Source organism: Promicromonospora sp. NPDC052451 (genome assembly GCF_044547525.1).
Lineage (GTDB): Bacteria > Actinomycetota > Actinomycetes > Actinomycetales > Cellulomonadaceae > Promicromonospora.
Genome location: NZ_JBIUAP010000003.1, coordinates 102,186 through 119,261, shown reverse-complemented (window position 1 = coordinate 119,261; position 17,076 = coordinate 102,186). Strand labels below are relative to the sequence as shown.

General features: G+C 74.3%; 16 protein-coding genes. 4 read left to right on the top strand and 12 right to left on the bottom strand.

What is annotated here, in order from left to right; all coding sequences use genetic code 11:
* Positions 1–47 precede the first annotated feature (47 nt).
* The 3 genes from ACIG47_RS06285 to ACIG47_RS06275 are packed head-to-tail and all read right to left on the bottom strand — an operon-like array spanning position 48 to position 3,586.
* A complete protein-coding gene (locus tag ACIG47_RS06285) occupies positions 48–1,145 on the bottom strand; it encodes an alcohol dehydrogenase catalytic domain-containing protein (protein WP_397430082.1) in 1,098 nt (365 codons plus the stop codon).
* Positions 1,145–2,368, bottom strand: coding sequence for an acetyl-CoA C-acetyltransferase (locus tag ACIG47_RS06280; protein ID WP_397430081.1), 1,224 nt, complete (start codon positions 2,366–2,368; stop codon positions 1,145–1,147). The genes ACIG47_RS06285 and ACIG47_RS06280 overlap by 1 nt, the downstream gene beginning before the upstream one ends.
* Positions 2,369–2,386: 18 nt before the next feature.
* Entirely contained in the window at positions 2,387–3,586 is a 1,200-nt protein-coding gene (locus tag ACIG47_RS06275; protein ID WP_397430080.1) for an acyl-CoA dehydrogenase family protein, read from the bottom strand.
* A gap of 119 nt (positions 3,587–3,705) precedes the next feature.
* Between ACIG47_RS06275 and ACIG47_RS06270 the strand changes: the two genes are divergently transcribed.
* Positions 3,706–4,125: an acyl-CoA thioesterase gene (locus ACIG47_RS06270; protein WP_397430079.1), complete on the top strand. Its 420-nt coding sequence runs from the start codon at positions 3,706–3,708 to the stop codon at positions 4,123–4,125.
* Positions 4,126–4,247: 122 nt separating this feature from the next.
* Here the strand turns inward: ACIG47_RS06270 and ACIG47_RS06265 are convergent, their stop codons facing one another.
* The 7 genes from ACIG47_RS06265 to ACIG47_RS06235 form a co-directional block, all read right to left on the bottom strand.
* Positions 4,248–5,903 (bottom strand): AMP-binding protein, encoded by a 1,656-nt coding sequence (locus ACIG47_RS06265; RefSeq protein WP_397430078.1) that lies wholly within the window; start codon positions 5,901–5,903, stop codon positions 4,248–4,250.
* Positions 5,904–6,003: 100 nt separating this feature from the next.
* Positions 6,004–7,260, bottom strand: a complete 1,257-nt coding sequence (locus tag ACIG47_RS06260) for an acyl-CoA dehydrogenase family protein (RefSeq protein WP_397430077.1) — start codon at positions 7,258–7,260, stop codon at positions 6,004–6,006.
* A complete protein-coding gene (locus ACIG47_RS06255) occupies positions 7,260–8,375 on the bottom strand; it encodes a phosphotransferase family protein (protein ID WP_397430076.1) in 1,116 nt (371 codons plus the stop codon). The genes ACIG47_RS06260 and ACIG47_RS06255 overlap by 1 nt, the downstream gene beginning before the upstream one ends.
* 48 nt (positions 8,376–8,423) lie before the next feature.
* Positions 8,424–9,182 carry an SDR family NAD(P)-dependent oxidoreductase gene (locus ACIG47_RS06250; RefSeq protein ID WP_397430075.1) on the bottom strand — a complete coding sequence of 253 codons (759 nt, stop codon included), beginning with the start codon at positions 9,180–9,182 and terminating at the stop codon, positions 8,424–8,426.
* On the bottom strand, positions 9,179–10,219 hold the full coding sequence (locus tag ACIG47_RS06245; RefSeq protein WP_397430074.1) for an NADPH:quinone oxidoreductase family protein: 1,041 nt from the start codon (positions 10,217–10,219) through the stop codon (positions 9,179–9,181). The genes ACIG47_RS06250 and ACIG47_RS06245 overlap by 4 nt, the downstream gene beginning before the upstream one ends.
* 3 nt (positions 10,220–10,222) lie before the next feature.
* On the bottom strand, positions 10,223–10,834 hold the full coding sequence (locus tag ACIG47_RS06240) for a TetR/AcrR family transcriptional regulator (protein WP_397430073.1): 612 nt from the start codon (positions 10,832–10,834) through the stop codon (positions 10,223–10,225).
* Between the two features lie 41 nt (positions 10,835–10,875).
* Positions 10,876–11,676 carry an SDR family oxidoreductase gene (locus tag ACIG47_RS06235; protein WP_397430072.1) on the bottom strand — a complete coding sequence of 267 codons (801 nt, stop codon included), beginning with the start codon at positions 11,674–11,676 and terminating at the stop codon, positions 10,876–10,878.
* A 150-nt stretch (positions 11,677–11,826) separates the two neighbouring features.
* On the opposite strand from ACIG47_RS06235, the gene ACIG47_RS06230 reads away from it, so the two are divergent.
* From ACIG47_RS06230 to ACIG47_RS06220, 3 genes are all read left to right on the top strand, one after another.
* A complete protein-coding gene (locus tag ACIG47_RS06230) occupies positions 11,827–12,465 on the top strand; it encodes a QsdR family transcriptional regulator (protein ID WP_397414616.1) in 639 nt (212 codons plus the stop codon).
* Positions 12,466–12,542: 77 nt separating this feature from the next.
* On the top strand, positions 12,543–13,079 hold the full coding sequence (locus tag ACIG47_RS06225) for a YbhB/YbcL family Raf kinase inhibitor-like protein (protein WP_397414613.1): 537 nt from the start codon (positions 12,543–12,545) through the stop codon (positions 13,077–13,079).
* Complete coding sequence (locus ACIG47_RS06220; protein ID WP_397414611.1) at positions 13,076–13,654, top strand: YbaK/EbsC family protein; 579 nt, start codon at positions 13,076–13,078, stop codon at positions 13,652–13,654. Before ACIG47_RS06225 ends, ACIG47_RS06220 begins: the two co-directional genes overlap by 4 nt.
* Positions 13,655–13,676: 22 nt before the next feature.
* Here the strand turns inward: ACIG47_RS06220 and ACIG47_RS06215 are convergent, their stop codons facing one another.
* Complete coding sequence (locus ACIG47_RS06215) at positions 13,677–15,167, bottom strand: extracellular solute-binding protein (RefSeq protein ID WP_397430071.1); 1,491 nt, start codon at positions 15,165–15,167, stop codon at positions 13,677–13,679.
* A 1-nt stretch (position 15,168) separates the two neighbouring features.
* Positions 15,169–17,040 (bottom strand): VWA domain-containing protein, encoded by a 1,872-nt coding sequence (locus ACIG47_RS06210; protein WP_397430070.1) that lies wholly within the window; start codon positions 17,038–17,040, stop codon positions 15,169–15,171.
* Positions 17,041–17,076 lie beyond the last annotated feature (36 nt).

Sequence of the window (17,076 nt, the reverse complement as noted above, 5' to 3'; positions counted from 1 at the left end):
TCTCGTTGCGTGAACTTCGGTGGACGTCGTTGTGCGACGCGTCAGGATCAGGACATCACGAGCTGCCGCAGCGCCGCGCCGGACGCGAGGCGGTCGAGCGCGGCGGGCAGGTCGTCCAGGGTGATGCGGTCGGACACCAGGCGCTCCAGGGGCAGGCGCCCGGCCCGCCACAGCTCCACGTAGCGCGGGATGTCGCGGCCCGGCACGGCCGAGCCGAGGTAGGACCCCACCACGGTGCGAGCCTCGGCGGTCAGGCTGAGCGGCGAGACGCTCGCCCGGGCGTCGGGGTGGGGCAGGCCGACCGTGACGGTGGTGCCGCCCGGGGCCGTCAGCGCGTAGGCGGTCTCGAAGGCGCGGGCCGATCCCGCGGCCTCGATCACGACGGGCGCACGCAGCCCCCGGTCGGCAGCCTCCTGCGGCCCGACGGCGAGGCTCGCGCCGAGCTCGCGCGCCAGGTCGAGCTTGGCGGGCACGGCGTCGACGCCCACGACCTCGTGCCCCAGCGCGACCACGACCAGGAGCGCCGCCATGCCGACGCCGCCCAGCCCGACGACGGCGACCCGGTCGCCCGGCGCGGGCCGCCCGGCGTTCACGACGGCGCCACCGCCGGTCAGCACCGCGCAGCCCAGCAGGGCGGCGACGTCGGGCGGGACGTCGTCGTCCACGGGCACCACGGAGGTCTCGGAGACCACGGCGTGCGTCGCGAACGCGCTCACCCCGAGGTGATGGTGCACCTCCTGCCCCTCCCGGGACAGCCGCCTCCCACCACCCACGAGCGTCCCGGCGGAGTTGGCCGCCGAGCCGACGCCGCACGGCAGCCGACCGTCGGTGGCGCACTGCGCGCACTGCCCGCAGCGCGGCAGGAACGTCATGACCACCCGCTGCCCGACGGCGAGGCGCGCTCCCGGGCCGGTCGCCTCCACGATCCCGGCGGCCTCGTGGCCGAGCAGCATCGGCACGGGCCGGGCGCGGTTGCCGTCCACGACCGACAGGTCGGAGTGGCACAGCCCCGCGGCCTCGATCCGCACCAGCACCTCGCGCTCGCCCGGCGGGTCCAGCTCCAGCGGCCCGACCGTGACCGGCCGGGACTCCGTGTAGGGCGCGGGCGCGCCGCAGCGCTCCAGCACCGCGCCGGTGATCCGCATCAGAGCTTCTCCAGCACCATCGCCATGCCCTGACCGCCGCCCACGCACATCGTCTCCAGGCCGTACTGGCCCCCGGCGTCCGCGAGCGCGTTGATCAGGGTGGAGGTGATGCGCGCGCCGGTCATGCCGAACGGGTGCCCCACGGCGATGGCGCCGCCGTTGACGTTCAGCCGCTCGGGCTCGACGCCGAGCTCGCGCGCCGAGGGGATGACCTGCGCGGCGAACGCCTCGTTGATCTCCACGAGGTCCATGTCGTCGACGGTGAGCCCGGCGCGCCGCAGCGCCCGCCGGCTGGCCTCGACCGGGCCGAGCCCCATGATCTCCGGGGACAGCCCGCTCACGCCGGTGGACACGATGCGGGCCAGCGGGGTCAGCCCGAGCTCCTCGACCACGCGGCCGGAGACGATCACGACAGCGGCGGCGCCGTCGTTCAGGGGGCAGGCGTTGCCCGCGGTGACGGTGCCGTCCGGGCGGAACACCGGCTCCAGCGTCGCCAGCGTCTCCACGGTCGTGCCGGGGCGCGGGCCGTCGTCGGCGGCCAGGACCGTGCCGTCGGCCAGGGTGACCGGCGTGATGTCCCGGGCCCAGAAACCGGACGCGATGGCGGCCTGTGCGCGCTGCTGGCTGCGGGCGGCGAACTCGTCCTGCTCGGCGCGCGTCACGTCGCGCAGGGCCGCGACGTTCTCCGCCGTCTGACCCATGGCGATGTACGCGTCGGGCAGCGCGCCCTCCAGCCGCGGGTCGGTCCACAGCCCGGTACCGGCCCCGGCGCGCTTCTCGGTGCGGGCCAGGGCGTCGGCGAAGACCGGGTTGTGCAGGTCCACGCCCGGGATGTCGTCGCTCGACCCGGTGGCGAACGAGCTCACCGACTCCACGCCCGCCGAGACGAACACGTCGCCCTCCCCCGCCTTGATGGCGTGGAAGGCCATGCGGGTGGTCTGCAGGCTGGAGCTGCAGTACCGCGTGACGGTCGCGCCGGGCACGGTGTCCCAGCCGCACAGCACCGCCACGATGCGCGCCATGTTCATGCCCTGCATGCCCCCGGGCAGGCCGCAGCCCAGCAGCAGGTCGTCGATGCGCGCCGGGTCCAGACCCGGCACCTGGTCGACGGCGGCCCGCACCATCTGCGCCGCGAGGTCGTCGGGGCGGACGTCCTTGAGCGACCCCTTGTGGGCGCGCCCGATGGGCGAGCGCGCGGTGGCGACGATGTACGCCTCGGTCATTGCTCCTCCTCGAGCCGGTCAGACGAACGCCGCGTGGCCGGTGATCGCCCGGCCCACGATGAGCTGGTTCATGTCCTTGGTGCCCTCGAACGTGTACACGGCCTCGGCGTCGGCGAAGAACCGGGCCACGCCATGGTCCAGTGTGATCCCGTTGCCGCCGCACGCCTCCCGGCACAGCGCGACGGTCTCGCGCATGCGGGTGGTGACGAACGCCTTGGCCATCGCGGCGTGGGCGTCCTTCTGCGTACCGAGGTCCTGGAGCTGGGCCACGCGCACGCACATGGCGAAGCTCGCCGTGACGTTCGCGTACGCCGTGGCGAGCTTGTCCTGGATCAGCTGGTAGCTCGCGATCGGGTTGCCGAACTGCTCGCGCTGCCTCGTGTAGGCCACGGCGGCCTCGTAGGCGCCGATCATGGTGCCCAGCGCCTGCCAGGACACGCCGTCGCGCGTGATGCGGAGCACCTTGGCGACGTCCCGGAAGCTGTCGATGCCCTGCAGCCGGTCGGCCTCGTCCACGCGGACGCCCTCGAGCACGATGTCGGCGTTCTGCACGATGCGCAGGGACTGCTTGCGCTCGATCTTGGTGGCCGTGAAGCCGGGCGTGCCCTTGCGCACCAGGAAGCCCTTGACCTGGTCGTCGGCGGTGTCCTTGGCCCAGATGACGACGACGTCGGCGAACGTCGCGTTGCCGATCCAGCGCTTGGCGCCGTTGATCACCCAGGTGTCACCCGTGCGGGTGGCCGTGGTGCGCAGGCCCTTGGCGGTGTCGGAGCCGGCCAGGGGCTCGGTGAGCCCGAACGCTCCGATCAGGTCGCCGGCCGCCATGGGCGGCAGCCACTTCTGGCGCTGCTCGGCGCTGCCCCCGACGCCGATCGAGGTCATCGCCAGGCCGCCCGAGACACCGATGAAGGTGCAGAACGAGGAGTCGACGCGCGCCGTCTCCATGCCCACCCAGCCGCGGAACACGGCCGAGGTCTCCTCCCCCTGCGTCTCGGCCCAGCCCGACCCGATGGTGCCGAGCTGCGCGTAGGGCTTGAACAGGTGCACGGGGCACTCGGCGCGCTCCCAGTAGTCGTCCGCGATGGGACGCACCTCGCGCTCCATGAACTCGCGGACCGCGAGCGCCTTCTTCTGCTCGGCCGGGGTGAGCAGGTCCTGGAACGCGTAGAAGTCCGCCTCCAGCAGGGTGCCGCCGGGCGGTTCGGGTGAGAGCGTCATCGGTCCTCCGATCGTCGTCGATCTGCATGTCCAGTATGCATCATCTGCGAATACGTTGCACACCCCCTCCGGTGCGGGGCTACGCTGCGACGGACCCCGACCTCGAAGGAGATGCCTCCATGGGTTACCGGCACCCCTTTCCCCTGCGCTGGAACGACAACGACCAGTACGGGCACATGAACAACACCGTCTACTACGAGGCCATGGACACCGCGGTGAACACCTGGCTCATCAGGCACGCCGGCCTGGACCCCGCGGGCGACGTGATCGGGCTCGCCCGGGCGTCCTCGTGCGAGTTCCTGGCCCCGGCGTCGTTCCCGGACGAGCTGGAGGTCGACGTCGCCGTCGGGCGCCTCGGGCGCACCTCGCTCACCTGGGACCTGGCGATCCTGCGCGCGGGCGCCCCCGACCGGAGCGCGGCGTACGCGACGGGCGCCTTCACGCACGTCTTCGTGGACCAGGTGGCACGGCGGCCGGTCCCCGTGCCCGACGTGATCCGCACGGCGGTGGAGCACCACCTGGGCCTGCCCCCGGCCTGAACCGGTCCAGGAGGTGGGCTCGGGGGCGCACGATGTGCGCTTGTACCCAGCCATCGTGCCCAGAAGACCGCCGTGTCTGGGCCTGATGACTGGGTAGAAGCGCACCTTTGACGCATCGGACGTCAGCCCTGCGCCGAGTACCGGGCCGTGAGCTCGCGCTTGAGCACCTTGCCGCTCGGGCCGAGCGGCAGGTCGGCGGACACGTGCACCACCCGCGGGTACTTGTACGCCGCCACGTGCTCACGCATGTAGGCGACGACGGCGTCCGGGTCCACCGCCACGCCGTCGGACGGCACCACGGCCGCGTGCACCTCCTGCCCGCGCGTCGCGTCGGGCACGCCGAACACCGCGGCCAGCGCGACGCCCGGGTAGCGGGCCAGCACCGCCTCGACCTCCGTGGGATACACGTTGTAGCCGCTGCGGATGATCATGTCCTTCTTGCGGTCCACGATCGTCACGATGCCGTCGGCGTCCACGGTGCCCAGGTCGCCGGTACGGAACCAGCCGTCCACGACGGCGGCCGCCGACGCGTCGGGCCGCCCCAGGTACCCCTTCATCAGGTTGTGCCCGCGCACCACGATCTCGCCCAGGTCGCTCTGCTCCCCGGGCGCCGAACCCCGCGCCGGGGCGGGCAGCAGCTCGACCCGGTCCTCCACCTCAGCCACGGCCACCGCCACGTCGACGCCCCACATGGGGCGGCCCACGGTGCCGGGCCGGATGGGCTCGGACGTCACGTTGAAGGTGCACGACGGCGACGTCTCGGTCAGCCCGTAGCCCTCGTGCACCTGCGCGCCGAACGCCTCCTCGAACGCCTCCAGCAGCGCCACCGGCAGGGCCGCGCCGCCGGAGACAGCGAACCGCAGCGGGGGCCGCGCCGCCGTGCGCCGGGCCGCCTCGACCATGCCCGCGAAGTTGGTCGGCACCGCCGTGAACACGGTCGCGCCGTGCGCCACCAGCAGCTCCAGGGCCTCGTCCGGGTCGAACCTCGGCAGCAGCACGATCGACGCGCCGCGCCGGAACGCCATGTTCAGCACAGCCATCTGGCCGAACGAGTGGAAGAACGGCAGGCCGCCGTACACCACGTCGTCGGGTTGCAGGTCGAAGGAGTCGATCAGGGAGCAGTGCACCTGCTCGACCATCGCCAGGTGCGAGCCGACGGCGCCCTTGGGGGTGCCCGTGGTGCCGCTCGTGTACAGGATCGTGGCCGCGGCCAGCGGGTTCACGCCCGCGTGCCGCTCGATCGGCGTCGCCACGGCGGCCTCGTCCTCCAGCCGCGCCACCGGGGTGCCCCGCTCGGCGAGACCGGCGGCGGCGTCCGACGGCAGCAGCACGGTCAGCAGCGGCACACCCGCCCGGGCGGCCGCGGGCGCGGCCTCCGCCAGCATGGGGGCGGCGACCACGACGACGTCGGCCCCGGCGTCCCGCAGGACGAACTCGATCTCGTCGGCGCGGAACAGCAGGTGCACGGGTACGACGACGGCGCCGAGCGCGAGCGTGGCGTAGTAGACGCGCGCGAAGTCGGGCACGTTCGGCACGATCATCGCCACGCGCGAGCCCGGCCCGATGCCCCGGGCCGCGAGCGCCCCGGCGTAGGCCCGGGTCTGGTCCCAGAGGTCGCCGTAGGTGGTGGTCTGCCCCGCGAAGTACAGCGCGGGCCGCTCGGGGAACCGGCGGGCGGTCTCGGCCAGCATGCTCGCGATGGACAGGGTGCCGTACCCGGGCCCGTCGACGGCGGGGTCCGGCGCGGCGGGCGGCAGGGTGTCGGGTGCGTGCGTCATCTGAGGTCTCCTTCGACGGTCGACGAACGGGGCGACGGGCTGAACAAGGGGCCGGGTGAGGGGACGGGCTGAGGGACCGAGCAGCGGACCGGGGCGAGGATCAGGTGGCCGGACCGCCCGCCGGCCGCGCGAGGTAGGGCGTACGGCGCAGCTCGGCCCGGCCGAGGGAGGCGAGGTGCACCTCGTCGGGCCCGTCGGCCAGGCGCAGGGTGCGCACGCCGGCGAGCAGCTCGGCCAGGGGGTGGTCGCCGGACACGCCGGCGGCGCCGAACACCTGGACGGCGCGGTCCAGGATCTGCCCGACGGCGCGGGGCACCGCCACCTTGATCGCCTGGATCTCGGTCATGGCGGCCCTGTTGCCGACGGTGTCCATGAGCCAGGCGGTCTTGAGCACGAGCAGGCGCAACGCCTCGATCTCGGTACGCGCGGTCGCCGCCCACTCGCGGACCACGCCTTGGTCGGCGAGCGGACCACCGAACGCGACCCGCTCGGCGGCGCGCTCGCGCACCAGGTCGAGGGCACGCTCGGCCGTGCCGAGCGCCCGCATGCAGTGGTGGATCCGGCCGGGGCCGAGCCGCGCCTGGGCCATGGCGAACCCCTCGCCCTGGCCGCCGAGCAGGGCGGACGCGGGCACGCGGACGTCGTCGAACACGATCTCGGCGTGGCCGCCGTGGTCGCGGTCGTCGTAGCCCAGCACGGTCAGGCCACGCAGCACGGTGACACCAGGGGTCTCTCGGGGTACGAGCACCATGGACTGCTGCCGGTGCCGTGGCGCGTCCGGGTCGGTCTTGCCCATGACCACCAGCAGCCCGCAGTCCGGGTTCATGGCGCCGGTGGCGAACCACTTGCGGCCGGTGATCACGTACTCGTCACCGTCGCGCGCGATCCGCGTGGCGATGTTGGTGGCGTCCGACGACGCGACGGCGGGCTCGGTCATGCAGAACGCGGACCGCTGGGCGCCGTCGAGCAGCGGGTCGAGCCAGCGTTCGCGCTGCTCGGGCGTGGCGAAGTGCGCGAGCAGCTCCATGTTGCCGGTGTCGGGGGCGGCGCAGTTCATGGCGACGGGCGCGAGCCGCGGGCTGTACCCGGTCAGCTCGGCCACGGGGGCGTACTGCAGGGTGGTCAGGCCGCCGCCGCGCTCCGCAGCCGGACCCCCGGGCGGCAGGAACAGGTTCCACAGCCCTCGCTCCTTCGCGGTGGCCTGGAGCTGCCGGACGACGGGCCGGAACGACCAGTCCTCGGGCGTGGCCGCGACCTGCGCGGCGAGCACGGGCTCGGCCGGCAGCACCTCGTCCACCAGGAAGTCGCGGACCCGGGCGGTGATCTCCCGCGTGGTCGCGTCAGGGGCGAGGTCCATCAGGCTCCTCCTGTCGTTCCGGCGCGGTCGCCGGGCGAGGTGCCGAGCCGGGCCAGCCCCTCGCGGGCCAGTGGCTCCACGAGGGCGCCGATCGTGTCGAACCCGGCGCCGACGGTCTGGCCGCCGGTGTACCGGTAGTGGATGCCCTCGAGGATGACCGCGAGCTTGTAGCAGGCGAACGCGCGGTACCAGGCGAGGTCCGGCACGGTGGTGCCGGCACGGGCGGCGTACGCGTCGACGACCTCGGCGAAGTCCGGGTAGCCCGCACCGGGCACGATCGCCCCGGCGACGCCGACCACGCCCGCCGCCCGTGTCAGCTCGTGGATGTCCCAGTACATGCCGAGCATGCCGAGGTCCACGAGCGGGTCCCCGAGCGTGGCCATCTCCCAGTCCAGCACCGCCGCGACGTGCGGCGTGCCGGGCGGCCCGGACACCAGCAGGTTGTCGAGCCGGTAGTCGCCGTGCACGATCCCGGTGCGCGCCCCGTCGTCGGGCGCCGTGGCGCCCAGCCGCTCCTGGAGGGTGTCCAGGAGCGGCTGTGGCCGCGACCGGGAGGCGTCGTACTGACGCCGCCAGGTCGTGAGCTGGCGGGTCAGGTACCCGGCGGGCCGGCCGAAGTCGGCCAGCCCGACGGCCGCGGGGTCGGTGGCGTGCAGGTCGGCCAGCACCTCGGCCAGCTCGACGGACAGCGCGCGCAGGCCCGCGGGGGTCCAGGCGGCGTTGTGCTCGGGCCGGGCCAGGACGGCGCCGTCGACGTGCTCCATGACGAAGAACACCGTGCCCGTCACCTCTCCCGCGCCGGTGTCGTCCACCACCGCCACGGTGGGCGGCACCGGGACCGTCCCCGCCAGGGCGGTGATGACGCGGTGCTCGCGGCGCATGTCGTGCGCGCTGGACAGCACGTGCCCCAGCGGCGGGCGCCGCAGCACCAGCGGGCGGGCGGCGCCGTCCACCCGGTAGGTGAGGTTGCTGCGCCCGCCGGTGATCAGGGTCGCGGTCAGGCCCGGAGCCTCCCCGGAGCCCGAGCCGGAGTCCGGCCCGGCGAGCTCCGGGTGCTCCCGGGCCAGCCAGGCGGCCAGGCCGGCGACGTCCAGGCCGGGAAGTTCGTGCGTCATCGTTCCCCTCTCGTGGCACCTCGTCGTGCTGGGTGGAGCCGGGCGGGTCTACCGGTGCGGGATCCCGCTGGTCATGCCGCCGTCGACCACGATCTCCTGGCCGGTGATCCAGGCCGACGCCTCGCTCGCCAGGAAGAGGACGGTCCCGGCCAGGTCGGCGGGCACGCCCGGGCGGCTGAGCGGGATGATCAGCGTCTCCGGGTCGATCCGCGTGCTCATCTCGGTCAGCACCAGGCCGGGGTGCACCGAGTTGACCCGGATCCCGGCGGGGCCGAGCTCGACGGCGAGCGACTTGGTCAGGCCCCGCACCGCGAACTTCGAGGCGGTGTAGCCGTGCAGGCTGCGGCTGCCGCGCAGGCCCTCGACCGAGGAGACGTTGATGATCGAGCCGCGCCCGGCGGCCTTCATCGCGGGCACCACGGCCCGGCAGCCCAGGAACACGCCCGTGGCGTTGACCGCCAGCACGGCGTTCCACTTGGCGAGCGTGAAGTGCTCGATCGGGGCGGCGTTCGCGATGCCCGCGTTGTTGACCAGCACGTCCACGCCGCCGAGCTCGCCCGCCACCCCGCCCACGACGCGTTCCCAGGCGTCCTCGTCGGTCACGTCCAGGTGCGCGAACCGGGCCCGCTCCCCCAGCTCGTCGGCCAGCGCCCGGCCCTCGGCCTCCAGCACGTCGGTGATCACGACGTGCGCCCCGGCGTCGTGCAGGGTCCGCACGTACGCCGCGCCGATCCCGCGGGCCGCGCCGGTCACCAGGGCCACGCGGCCGCTCAGGTCGTGCAGGCGCGCCGCCTGCTCGCCGGTCATGCGCCCGCCCCCTTCTCCGCGCCGGTGCCGGGGCCGACCACGGCGTCGTCGGCCACCTTGACCACGAGCCGCCCTGTCGTCGCGCCGCCCGCGAGCCGCGCCACGGCGGCGGGCGCCTGGTCGAACCCGACCACGTCGCCCAGCACCGGCCGCAGCACGCCGTCGGCGGCGAGCCGCTCCAGCTCGGCGTGCGCGGCGTCCACCAGGTCGGGGCGACGCTGCTGGTAGAGGGCCCAGTGCAGGCCGAGCACCGCGTAGTTCTTCACCAGCACGAGGTCGGGGCGCACCGTCGGCGTCCGCCCGCCGGCGAACCCGACCACCACGAGACGGCCCTCGAACGCCAGGCAGCGCGTGGAGCGCTCGAACGAGTCGCCGCCCACCGGGTCGAACACCACGTCCGCGCCCGGGCGGCGCAGCGCACCCACCCAGTCGTCGTCGCGCAGGAACACCTCGTCCGCGCCCGCGGCGCGAGCCGCCGCCACCTTCCGGTCGCTGCCCACCACTCCGACCACGCGTGCCCCGGCGGCCTTGCCGAGCTGGCACGCGGCCGTGCCCACGCCGCCCGCGGCGGCGTGCACCAGCAGCGTCTCGCCCGCCCGCAGCCCGGCCCGCCGGTGCAGCCCGAACCACGCCGTCTGGTACGCGATCGTCAGCGCGGCAGCCTGCGCGTCGTCCAGCGCCGACGGCGCCGGGTGCACCGCCTGCACCGGCACCGTCGCGTACTGCGCCAGCACCCCGATCTTCGAACCGACCACGCGGTCGCCCACCCGCACACGGTCCCCCTCGGCCACGCCGGGGCCGAGCGCCACGACGTCGCCGCACAGCTCGATGCCGGGCACGAACGGCAGCTCCGGCCGCTCCTGGTACTCGCCGCGGGCCAGCAGCACGTCGGGAAAGTTCACCGCGACGGCCCGCACCCGGACCAGCACCTCGCCCGGACCAGGTTCCGGCACCGGGACGTCGTGCAGCTCCAGCACCTGCTCGGGCTCCCCGTGGGAGACCACGCGCCACGCCTTCGTCGCCGTGGGTGGGTTCACGCGTCATTCCTTCCGTGTGCTCGCGTCGCCGGTGCGGATGCTGCGCAGGAACAGCTCGGTGAGCTGCGCCGCGACCTCGGCGGTGGTCTCGGGGCCCGTCAGCGAGTACCACTGGGGCAGGTAGTGCACGTCGGAGAAGAAGTGCGCGATGAGCACCGCGGTGGGCACGTCGCCACGGAACACCCCTTCCCGGATGCCGCGCTCGAGGAGCGCGGCGAAGTCGTCGTGGTAGGCCCGGCGCCGGCGCTTGACCTCCGCCTGGCGCTCGGGCGCGAGCATGTGCTGGCTGCGGGTGAACACGGTGCCCTCGGCCATCAGCTCGATCGAGGTGGTCACCACGTCCTCGCACACGGCCCGCAGCACCTGCTCGACGCCGTCGCCCCGCTCGGCTCCCGCCGCCACGAGCTCGTCGAGGCGCGCCTTCTGCAGCGACAGCATCCGCTCGTAGATCGCGAAGAGCAGGTCGTCCTTGGAGGTGAAGTAGTGGTACATCGCGCCCTTGGTGACGCCGGCGGCGGCGACCACCTGCTGCACACTGGTGGTGGCGTACCCCTGGCTGGAGAAGAGGTCGAGGGCGGCCCGCAGCACCTGCTCGCGGACGTTCGTGGTGCGCATGGCCACATCCTCCACCGTCCCCGCCGCCACGGCCGCGCGGCTCACCAGGCCGCCCGCACGCTCGCGCCGCCGTCGACCAGGAGGGTCTGGCCCGTGATCCACGCGGCGTCGTCGGACAGGAGGAAGGCGGCGGGGCCGGCCACGTCGTCGGGCTCGCCGAGCCGGCCCAGCGGGTAGCCGCGGGCGGCCTCCTCCTCGCGACCCTCGTACAGGGCGCGCGCCAGCCGGGTCCGGACCACCGCCGGTGCGAGCGCGTTGACCCGGGTCGCGGGAGCGAGCTCGTCGGCGAGCTGGACCGTCAGGTTGATCAGTGCGGCCTTCGAGACACCGTAGAAGCCGATGTTCGGCGCCGACACCGTCCCCGCGAGCGACGCCATGTTGACCACGGAGCGGAGCCCGCCCGCAGGGCCGGCCGCCGCGACCGCCGCGCGCGTCCACTCCAGCGCGGCGATCACGTTCACCTCCAGGATCTTGCGGGCCACACCCGCGTCCAGGCCGGCCAGCGGCCCCCAGGCGGGATTGATCCCGGCGTTGTTCACGAGGTGGTCCAGCCGCCCGAAGCGTTCGATGGTCCGCTCGACGACGTCGGCGCGGTGGGCGGCGTCGTCCGCCTTGCCGGGCACGCCGAGCGCGCGGTCCGCGCCGAGCCCGGTCACCGCCTCCGCCAGGGCGCCGGCGGTCCGCCCGGTGATCGCTACGCGGCCGCCCTCGGCCACCACACGGCGGGCGACCGCGAGGCCGATCCCACGGCTCGCGCCCGTGACGAGCACGACCCTGCCGTCGAACCTGCCGTCGACCCTGCCCCTGAACGTGCCGTCCTCGGCGACGTCGTCGTCTGCCACAGCGCCCTCCATACCGGCCGGTCGGTTTGTGCGAGGACCGTAGCACGCCCCCGCGCCCGGCGATAGAGTGCGACGCATCGGGTCGAGTGTCCCGAATGCATCGTTCTGCATTTTGTTGCACGGCCCCCTCCGTCGCGGTTGGATGAGTGGATGACGACAACGACGCCGAGCGTCGCGACCGTCGGGCTGGACGCCGCGCCGAGCCGGCTGTCGGCCCGCCTGGGCACGCGCCCCGAGGCGCAGCGGGTGCTCGACATCGCCCGCGACACCTTCATCGAGGGCTATCGCATCGACATGGCCCCGCTGGCCGCGCGCCTCGGCGTGGACCGCACGTCGGTGTTCCGCTGGGTCGGCAACCGGGACGCGCTGCTGAGCGAGGTGCTGTGGTCGCTCGCGGTGCCCACGCTCGTGCAGGCCGACCGCGCCACCGAGCACCTCACCGGTGCGGAACGGCTCGCGGACCTGCTGACCACGTTCGCCCGCGACCTCATCGAGGCGGACTACTTCCGCGCCTTCCTGCGCCGCGAGCCGGCCCGCTCCCTGCGCCTGCTCACCACCGCCGACAGCCCCATCCAGCGGCGCTTCGTCGCCACGGTCGAGTGGCTCGTGGTGCGCGACCTGGGCGAGGCGCCGTTCGACGGCACCATCACGCCCGAGGAGCTGGCCTACCTGCTGGTACGCGTGTCGGAGTCCCTGACCTACGCAGACCTCATCACCGGCGACGAACCGAGCCCGGCCCGCGCCCGCACGGCGTTCCGCCACCTCCTGCGGGTGGCCCAGACCTCCTGAGACCGGTTCAGCAGGCCAGGGGCCGGTGGGGTGAGGCGTCGTTGGCAGGTGAGCAGGGGATTCGGCAGAGTGAGGGCATGGACTTCACTCGCCCCTATCCCCCGGACCCGTACACGCTCCTGCCCGCACCCGCGACCTTCACGCTGACGAGCGCCGACCTCACCGACGGCGAGCGCATGCCGGACGCGCACGCGGCGCACGACCAGAACGTCTCGCCCGCGCTGGAGTGGAGCGGGTTCCCCGAGGGCACCCGGTCGTTCGTGGTCACCTGCTACGACCCGGACGCCCCGACGCCGATGGGCTACCAGCACTGGACGGTCGTGGACCTCCCGGCGGACGTGACGTCACTGCCCACCGGCGCCGGCGCACCCGACGGCTCGGGCCTGCCCGCGGGCGCGTTCCACACGCACAGCGACGGTCACACGCCCGGTTTCGAGGGGGCCGGCCCGCCGCCCGGGGACCACCCGCACCGGTACATCTTCGCCGTGCACGCCCTGGACGTCGCACCCGGTGAGCTGGGCCTGGGCCCGGACAACAGCAACGCGCAGGTGGCGTTCAACGTGTACTTCCACCTGCTGGGCCGCGCCACGCTGACGGCGACGTACAGCCGATGAGCCGGCACGCCACCCTGCCCACCCTGGGCGACCTCGCCTGGGCGCCCGCGCTCGACCACCCGGAGCTGCTCGCCGACCCGGTGCGCGCGGCGCTGACTGCCTGGGCCGCCGCCGACCCGCGCGTCGCAGGCCAGGTCGCCGTCACGGAGATCGACCCCGAGCACGCCGACACGGCCACCCTCAACGAGCTGCACGACCTGCCGCCGGAGGCGTCGGCCAACTGCGTGCTCGTGGCCGGCAAGCGCGGCGAGGAGGAGCGGATCGCGGCGTGCGTGGTGCCCGCCAGTACGTTCGCCGACGTCAACAAGCGCGTGCGCAAGCTGCTGGACGTGCGCAAGGCGTCGTTCCTGCCGACGGACCGCGCCGTGGCCGACTCCGGCATGGAGTACGGCGGCATCACGCCCGTCGGCCTGCCCGGGAGCTACCGCGTGCTCGTCGACGCACGCTTCGCGCAGGACGGCACCATGGCCCTGATGGGCTCGGGCGTGCGCCGGTCCAAGCTCCTCATGCCGGGGCCGCTGCTGTGCGCCATGCCCGGCGTGGAGGTGACCGAGGACCTGGGCGTGCTGCGCTGACCGCTCGCCCGGAGCGGGACCCTCAGCCAGGCGGGACACGCCCGTCGAGGGCCGCAGACATCCGGTCGGCGAGCTGAGCGGCGTCGAACCGTGCGTCGCCGCCGGGCGACAGCGCAGCCCGGACGTAGCGGCGGAAGTCCTCGCTGAGCCCGACGTAGTGCTGCAGGCGCGGTCGGGGCGCTGCCCCGACCAGCGCCAGCCGCAGCGCGTCGTTGGCCTTGCGCAGCGGGTCGTTCGTCCCTCGCGCTCCCTTCCCGGTGGCGTAGTCCACCAGCGACGCCGCCAGGCCGTCGGTGTCCGCCGGGCGCGCCCAGGGCGCCTCCGGGTCGAGGTACGGTGCCTCCCGGCTCGCGGCGAACCCGCCGCGCTCGAAGATGAGCTGGTGGCTGCGTTCGTCCGTGAGGAACTCGACGAGCCGTCGGGCCGCCACCGGGTACCTGGACGCCGTCGCGACGGCGAGGCTCTGCCCGCCCAGCACCCCGCCACCCGGCATCGGCATGAAGCCGACCCGGAACGGTGCCGAGTCCGCCCCGCGCAGCACCCGTAGCGCGCGCGGCCAGTGCCGCAGGAAGACCGCGCGGCCCGCGGCGAACGCCGCGAGCGCCCCCTGCTCGTCGAACGCCAGGGACGCCGCCGCGCCGCCCGGCCCGCCCGACGACGCGCTGATGCGCTCGGCGAGGGCGTCGACCGTCGCTGCGATCCCGTCGATCCCGTCGAACCGCGGGCGCCCCTCGGCGTCGAGCGAGAGCGCGCCCGCGCCGAGCAGGATCTCCCAGAGGTTGACGGTGCAGCCCTCGTAGTCGGCGAGCTGCAGTGCGATCGCGATGTCGGCGGGCGGACGGCTCAGCCCCGTCCGGTCGCCGCCCACCGCGTCGAGCACCTCGTGCGCGAACCGGTCGAGCCCGGCCCAGCCGCCGCGCACCGGGATCGGGTCCGCCGCCGGGACGTCGCCCCCGTAGTACTCGGCGACCAGGTCCAGGTTGCAGTACAGGAGCCCGACGTCGGAGTTGAACGGCAGCGCGTACACGGCGCCGTCCCACGTGCCCGCCGCCCAGGGCCCGGCGAGGAACCCCTCGCCGGACGCATCCTCCAGCACCCTCAGGTAGCCGCCCCGCGCGAGCTGCGGGACCCACGGGATGTCGAGGTTGTAGACGTCGTAGGCGGGGTCGGCGGCCTGCGCGGCGGACAGGATCGTGCTGTACGCACGGTCCGCGTTGCTCGACACCTCGACGATCCGTGCGGGGTGCTCCCGGTGCACCCGGTTCCACAGGTCCACGAGCAGCCGGCGCTGTCCGCCATCCGTCTCGTCCCGGCCGCTGAGCACGGTGAGCTGGTCCCCCGCGGCGAACCGCTCGAGGTCCGCCGGGCCGCCGAAGAGCCGCTCTACGCCCAGCGGCAGCGCAGCGCCCGCGAGGAGCCCGGCCGCGCCACCGACGAGCAGGCCGCGACGGGTGATCCCGTGCGCACCGCCGTCCTCACCACCGGCCATGTCACCTGCCATGTCACCGGTCATGTCACCGTCCTCCCAGCTGGCCGAACAGGCTGTCCAGGGTGTCCTCCAGCTCTCCGAAGGAGCTGTCCCAGCACTCGCCGCCCCATGCGGTGGTGATCTGGCGCAAGTCACTCACCTGGCACGACGCCTCGCCCACCGCCACCGCGTACACCCGCACGCCGGCCGCCGTCCCTGACGCTGCGGACGCGACCAGGTCCTGCGCCGTCAGCGTCGGCCCCGGCTCCGGCCCCGGGCGGTCCTCCCCGTCCGTCAGGACGACCAGCGCGGTCAGGTGCCGGCGGGAGGCACCAGCAGGATCCAGGCCGGACAGGTAGGACGTCCCGGCGTCGAGCGCGTCGTACAGCGGCGTCGCCCCGCCGGGTTCCACTCCGGCCAGAGCATCGGGCGCCGCGCTGCGCGCCGCCGGGTTCCGCGTCAGGTCGAGGAGGGGGCGCGGGCTCGACCCAGGAGCGCCGGAGAAGGACCAGATGCCCACCTCGTCGGCGTCGCTGAGGTGGCCGAGCGCGTCGAGCACTCCGCGTTCGGCCACGTCGTCCCGCATCCGCTCGCCGTCGGCGGGCCGGGCCATGGAGGCGGAGGCGTCCACGAGCACGAGGACGCGTGCCGGGCGGCGGGCCGCACGGTAGCGCTCCTCGGCCGACAGGACGCGCGTGTATGCCAGGAGGTTCGTACCCGGCACGATCACCGGCGCGTCCACCAGTGCGGACGGCGGCTGCCCGTCCGGGCCGCGTACGCCCGCCTCCCGGCCCAGCGCCGCACGGCCCGCAGGCGTACCGAGCCACTCGACGAAGGCTTCCGCCCCGCCTGCCCGGCGTCCGGCCCGCGTGCCCGCCCAGTCCAGCCGGACCGCCGTGTAGTCCAGGCCGACGGCGGAAGCCGGGTAGAACGGGACCAGCGCGGCGCGGCTGCCGCCCGTGCCCGAGACGGGGCAGGCGGCCCCGCCGTCGAGCACCGCGCGCTCACTGGTCAGCACCGCGACCTGCGGTGGCTCCGCCGCGGACAGCTCGTCCAGTCGGCACAGGAGCGCACCGTCCGAGCCGAAGGGCAGGCCCGCACGTTCGAGCGAGCGCCCCAGGTCCAGCTCCAGCGGCCGGGCGTCGGGCTCGGCCTCGTACAGGCCCACGGTGTGCAGCGCCGCGGCGAAGGAGGTGTCCGGGTTGGCACGCGCGACGTCGAGCCCGGCGGCCCCCGCGGCGTCGACCAGCTCGCGGACCGAGTCGCCGGGACCCGTCGTCGCCCGCAGCGCGTCCGCATACGGCTCCGGGACGGCCAGGACCAGCGGTGACCCGGCCACGAGCACCCGGTCGGCCACCGTGAACGCCGGACCAGGGGCCTCCCGCGTCACGATGTCGGCCTGGGCACCGGACTCCGCGATCCAGACGTCCGGCCGGGGGCCGAGGCCGAGCGACGAGTCATGGCGCCCGTCGGGAATCTCGGCCCAGCCCGAGACGAGCGCCGCACGCAGCGCCGGCCACCCCACGCCGAACGTGGTCACATGGTGCTCGGGACAACCGAACGCGTTGACCGAGTCCCGCTCGAAGGCGTCGGCCGCCGCGGCGAAGCCCACGGCGCCGTCCTCCGGCACTGCCACGGCCACCTCGGTCGGGTCCTCGCAGGACCGTTCGCGCTGCACCACCAGCACGACGAACGTCGCACCGGCCAGCACCACGGCCACCAGGGGCAGGACGACGACGCGACGGCGCCTGCCCCACTCCCAGGCGACGGTGGACAGACGTACGTAGGTGCGCACGCGCACCAGCGCGGCCAGTCCGAGCAGGAAGAGCGCCACGGCGATCACCAGGAGGACGATCTGCCCCTGACGGTCCACGATCCCCATGGCGGCGGTGCAGATACCGGCTACGGTGCCGAACACGGTGAACACCGTGGTGCGGTGATCCCCCCACCACGG

Coding starts and splice junctions, on each gene's coding strand:
- ACIG47_RS06255 (WP_397430076.1), bottom strand. CDS start 8,375: ATGACGCACGAACTTCCCGGCCTGGACGTCGCCGGCCTGGCCGCCTGG.
- ACIG47_RS06225 (WP_397414613.1), top strand. CDS start 12,543: ATGGACTTCACTCGCCCCTATCCCCCGGACCCGTACACGCTCCTGCCC.
- ACIG47_RS06280 (WP_397430081.1), bottom strand. CDS start 2,368: ATGACCGAGGCGTACATCGTCGCCACCGCGCGCTCGCCCATCGGGCGC.
- ACIG47_RS06220 (WP_397414611.1), top strand. CDS start 13,076: ATGAGCCGGCACGCCACCCTGCCCACCCTGGGCGACCTCGCCTGGGCG.
- ACIG47_RS06250 (WP_397430075.1), bottom strand. CDS start 9,182: ATGACCGGCGAGCAGGCGGCGCGCCTGCACGACCTGAGCGGCCGCGTG.
- ACIG47_RS06230 (WP_397414616.1), top strand. CDS start 11,827: ATGACGACAACGACGCCGAGCGTCGCGACCGTCGGGCTGGACGCCGCG.
- ACIG47_RS06215 (WP_397430071.1), bottom strand. CDS start 15,167: ATGACCGGTGACATGGCAGGTGACATGGCCGGTGGTGAGGACGGCGGT.
- ACIG47_RS06275 (WP_397430080.1), bottom strand. CDS start 3,586: ATGACGCTCTCACCCGAACCGCCCGGCGGCACCCTGCTGGAGGCGGAC.
- ACIG47_RS06240 (WP_397430073.1), bottom strand. CDS start 10,834: ATGCGCACCACGAACGTCCGCGAGCAGGTGCTGCGGGCCGCCCTCGAC.
- ACIG47_RS06285 (WP_397430082.1), bottom strand. CDS start 1,145: ATGCGGATCACCGGCGCGGTGCTGGAGCGCTGCGGCGCGCCCGCGCCC.
- ACIG47_RS06270 (WP_397430079.1), top strand. CDS start 3,706: ATGGGTTACCGGCACCCCTTTCCCCTGCGCTGGAACGACAACGACCAG.
- ACIG47_RS06260 (WP_397430077.1), bottom strand. CDS start 7,260: ATGGACCTCGCCCCTGACGCGACCACGCGGGAGATCACCGCCCGGGTC.
- ACIG47_RS06265 (WP_397430078.1), bottom strand. CDS start 5,903: ATGACGCACGCACCCGACACCCTGCCGCCCGCCGCGCCGGACCCCGCC.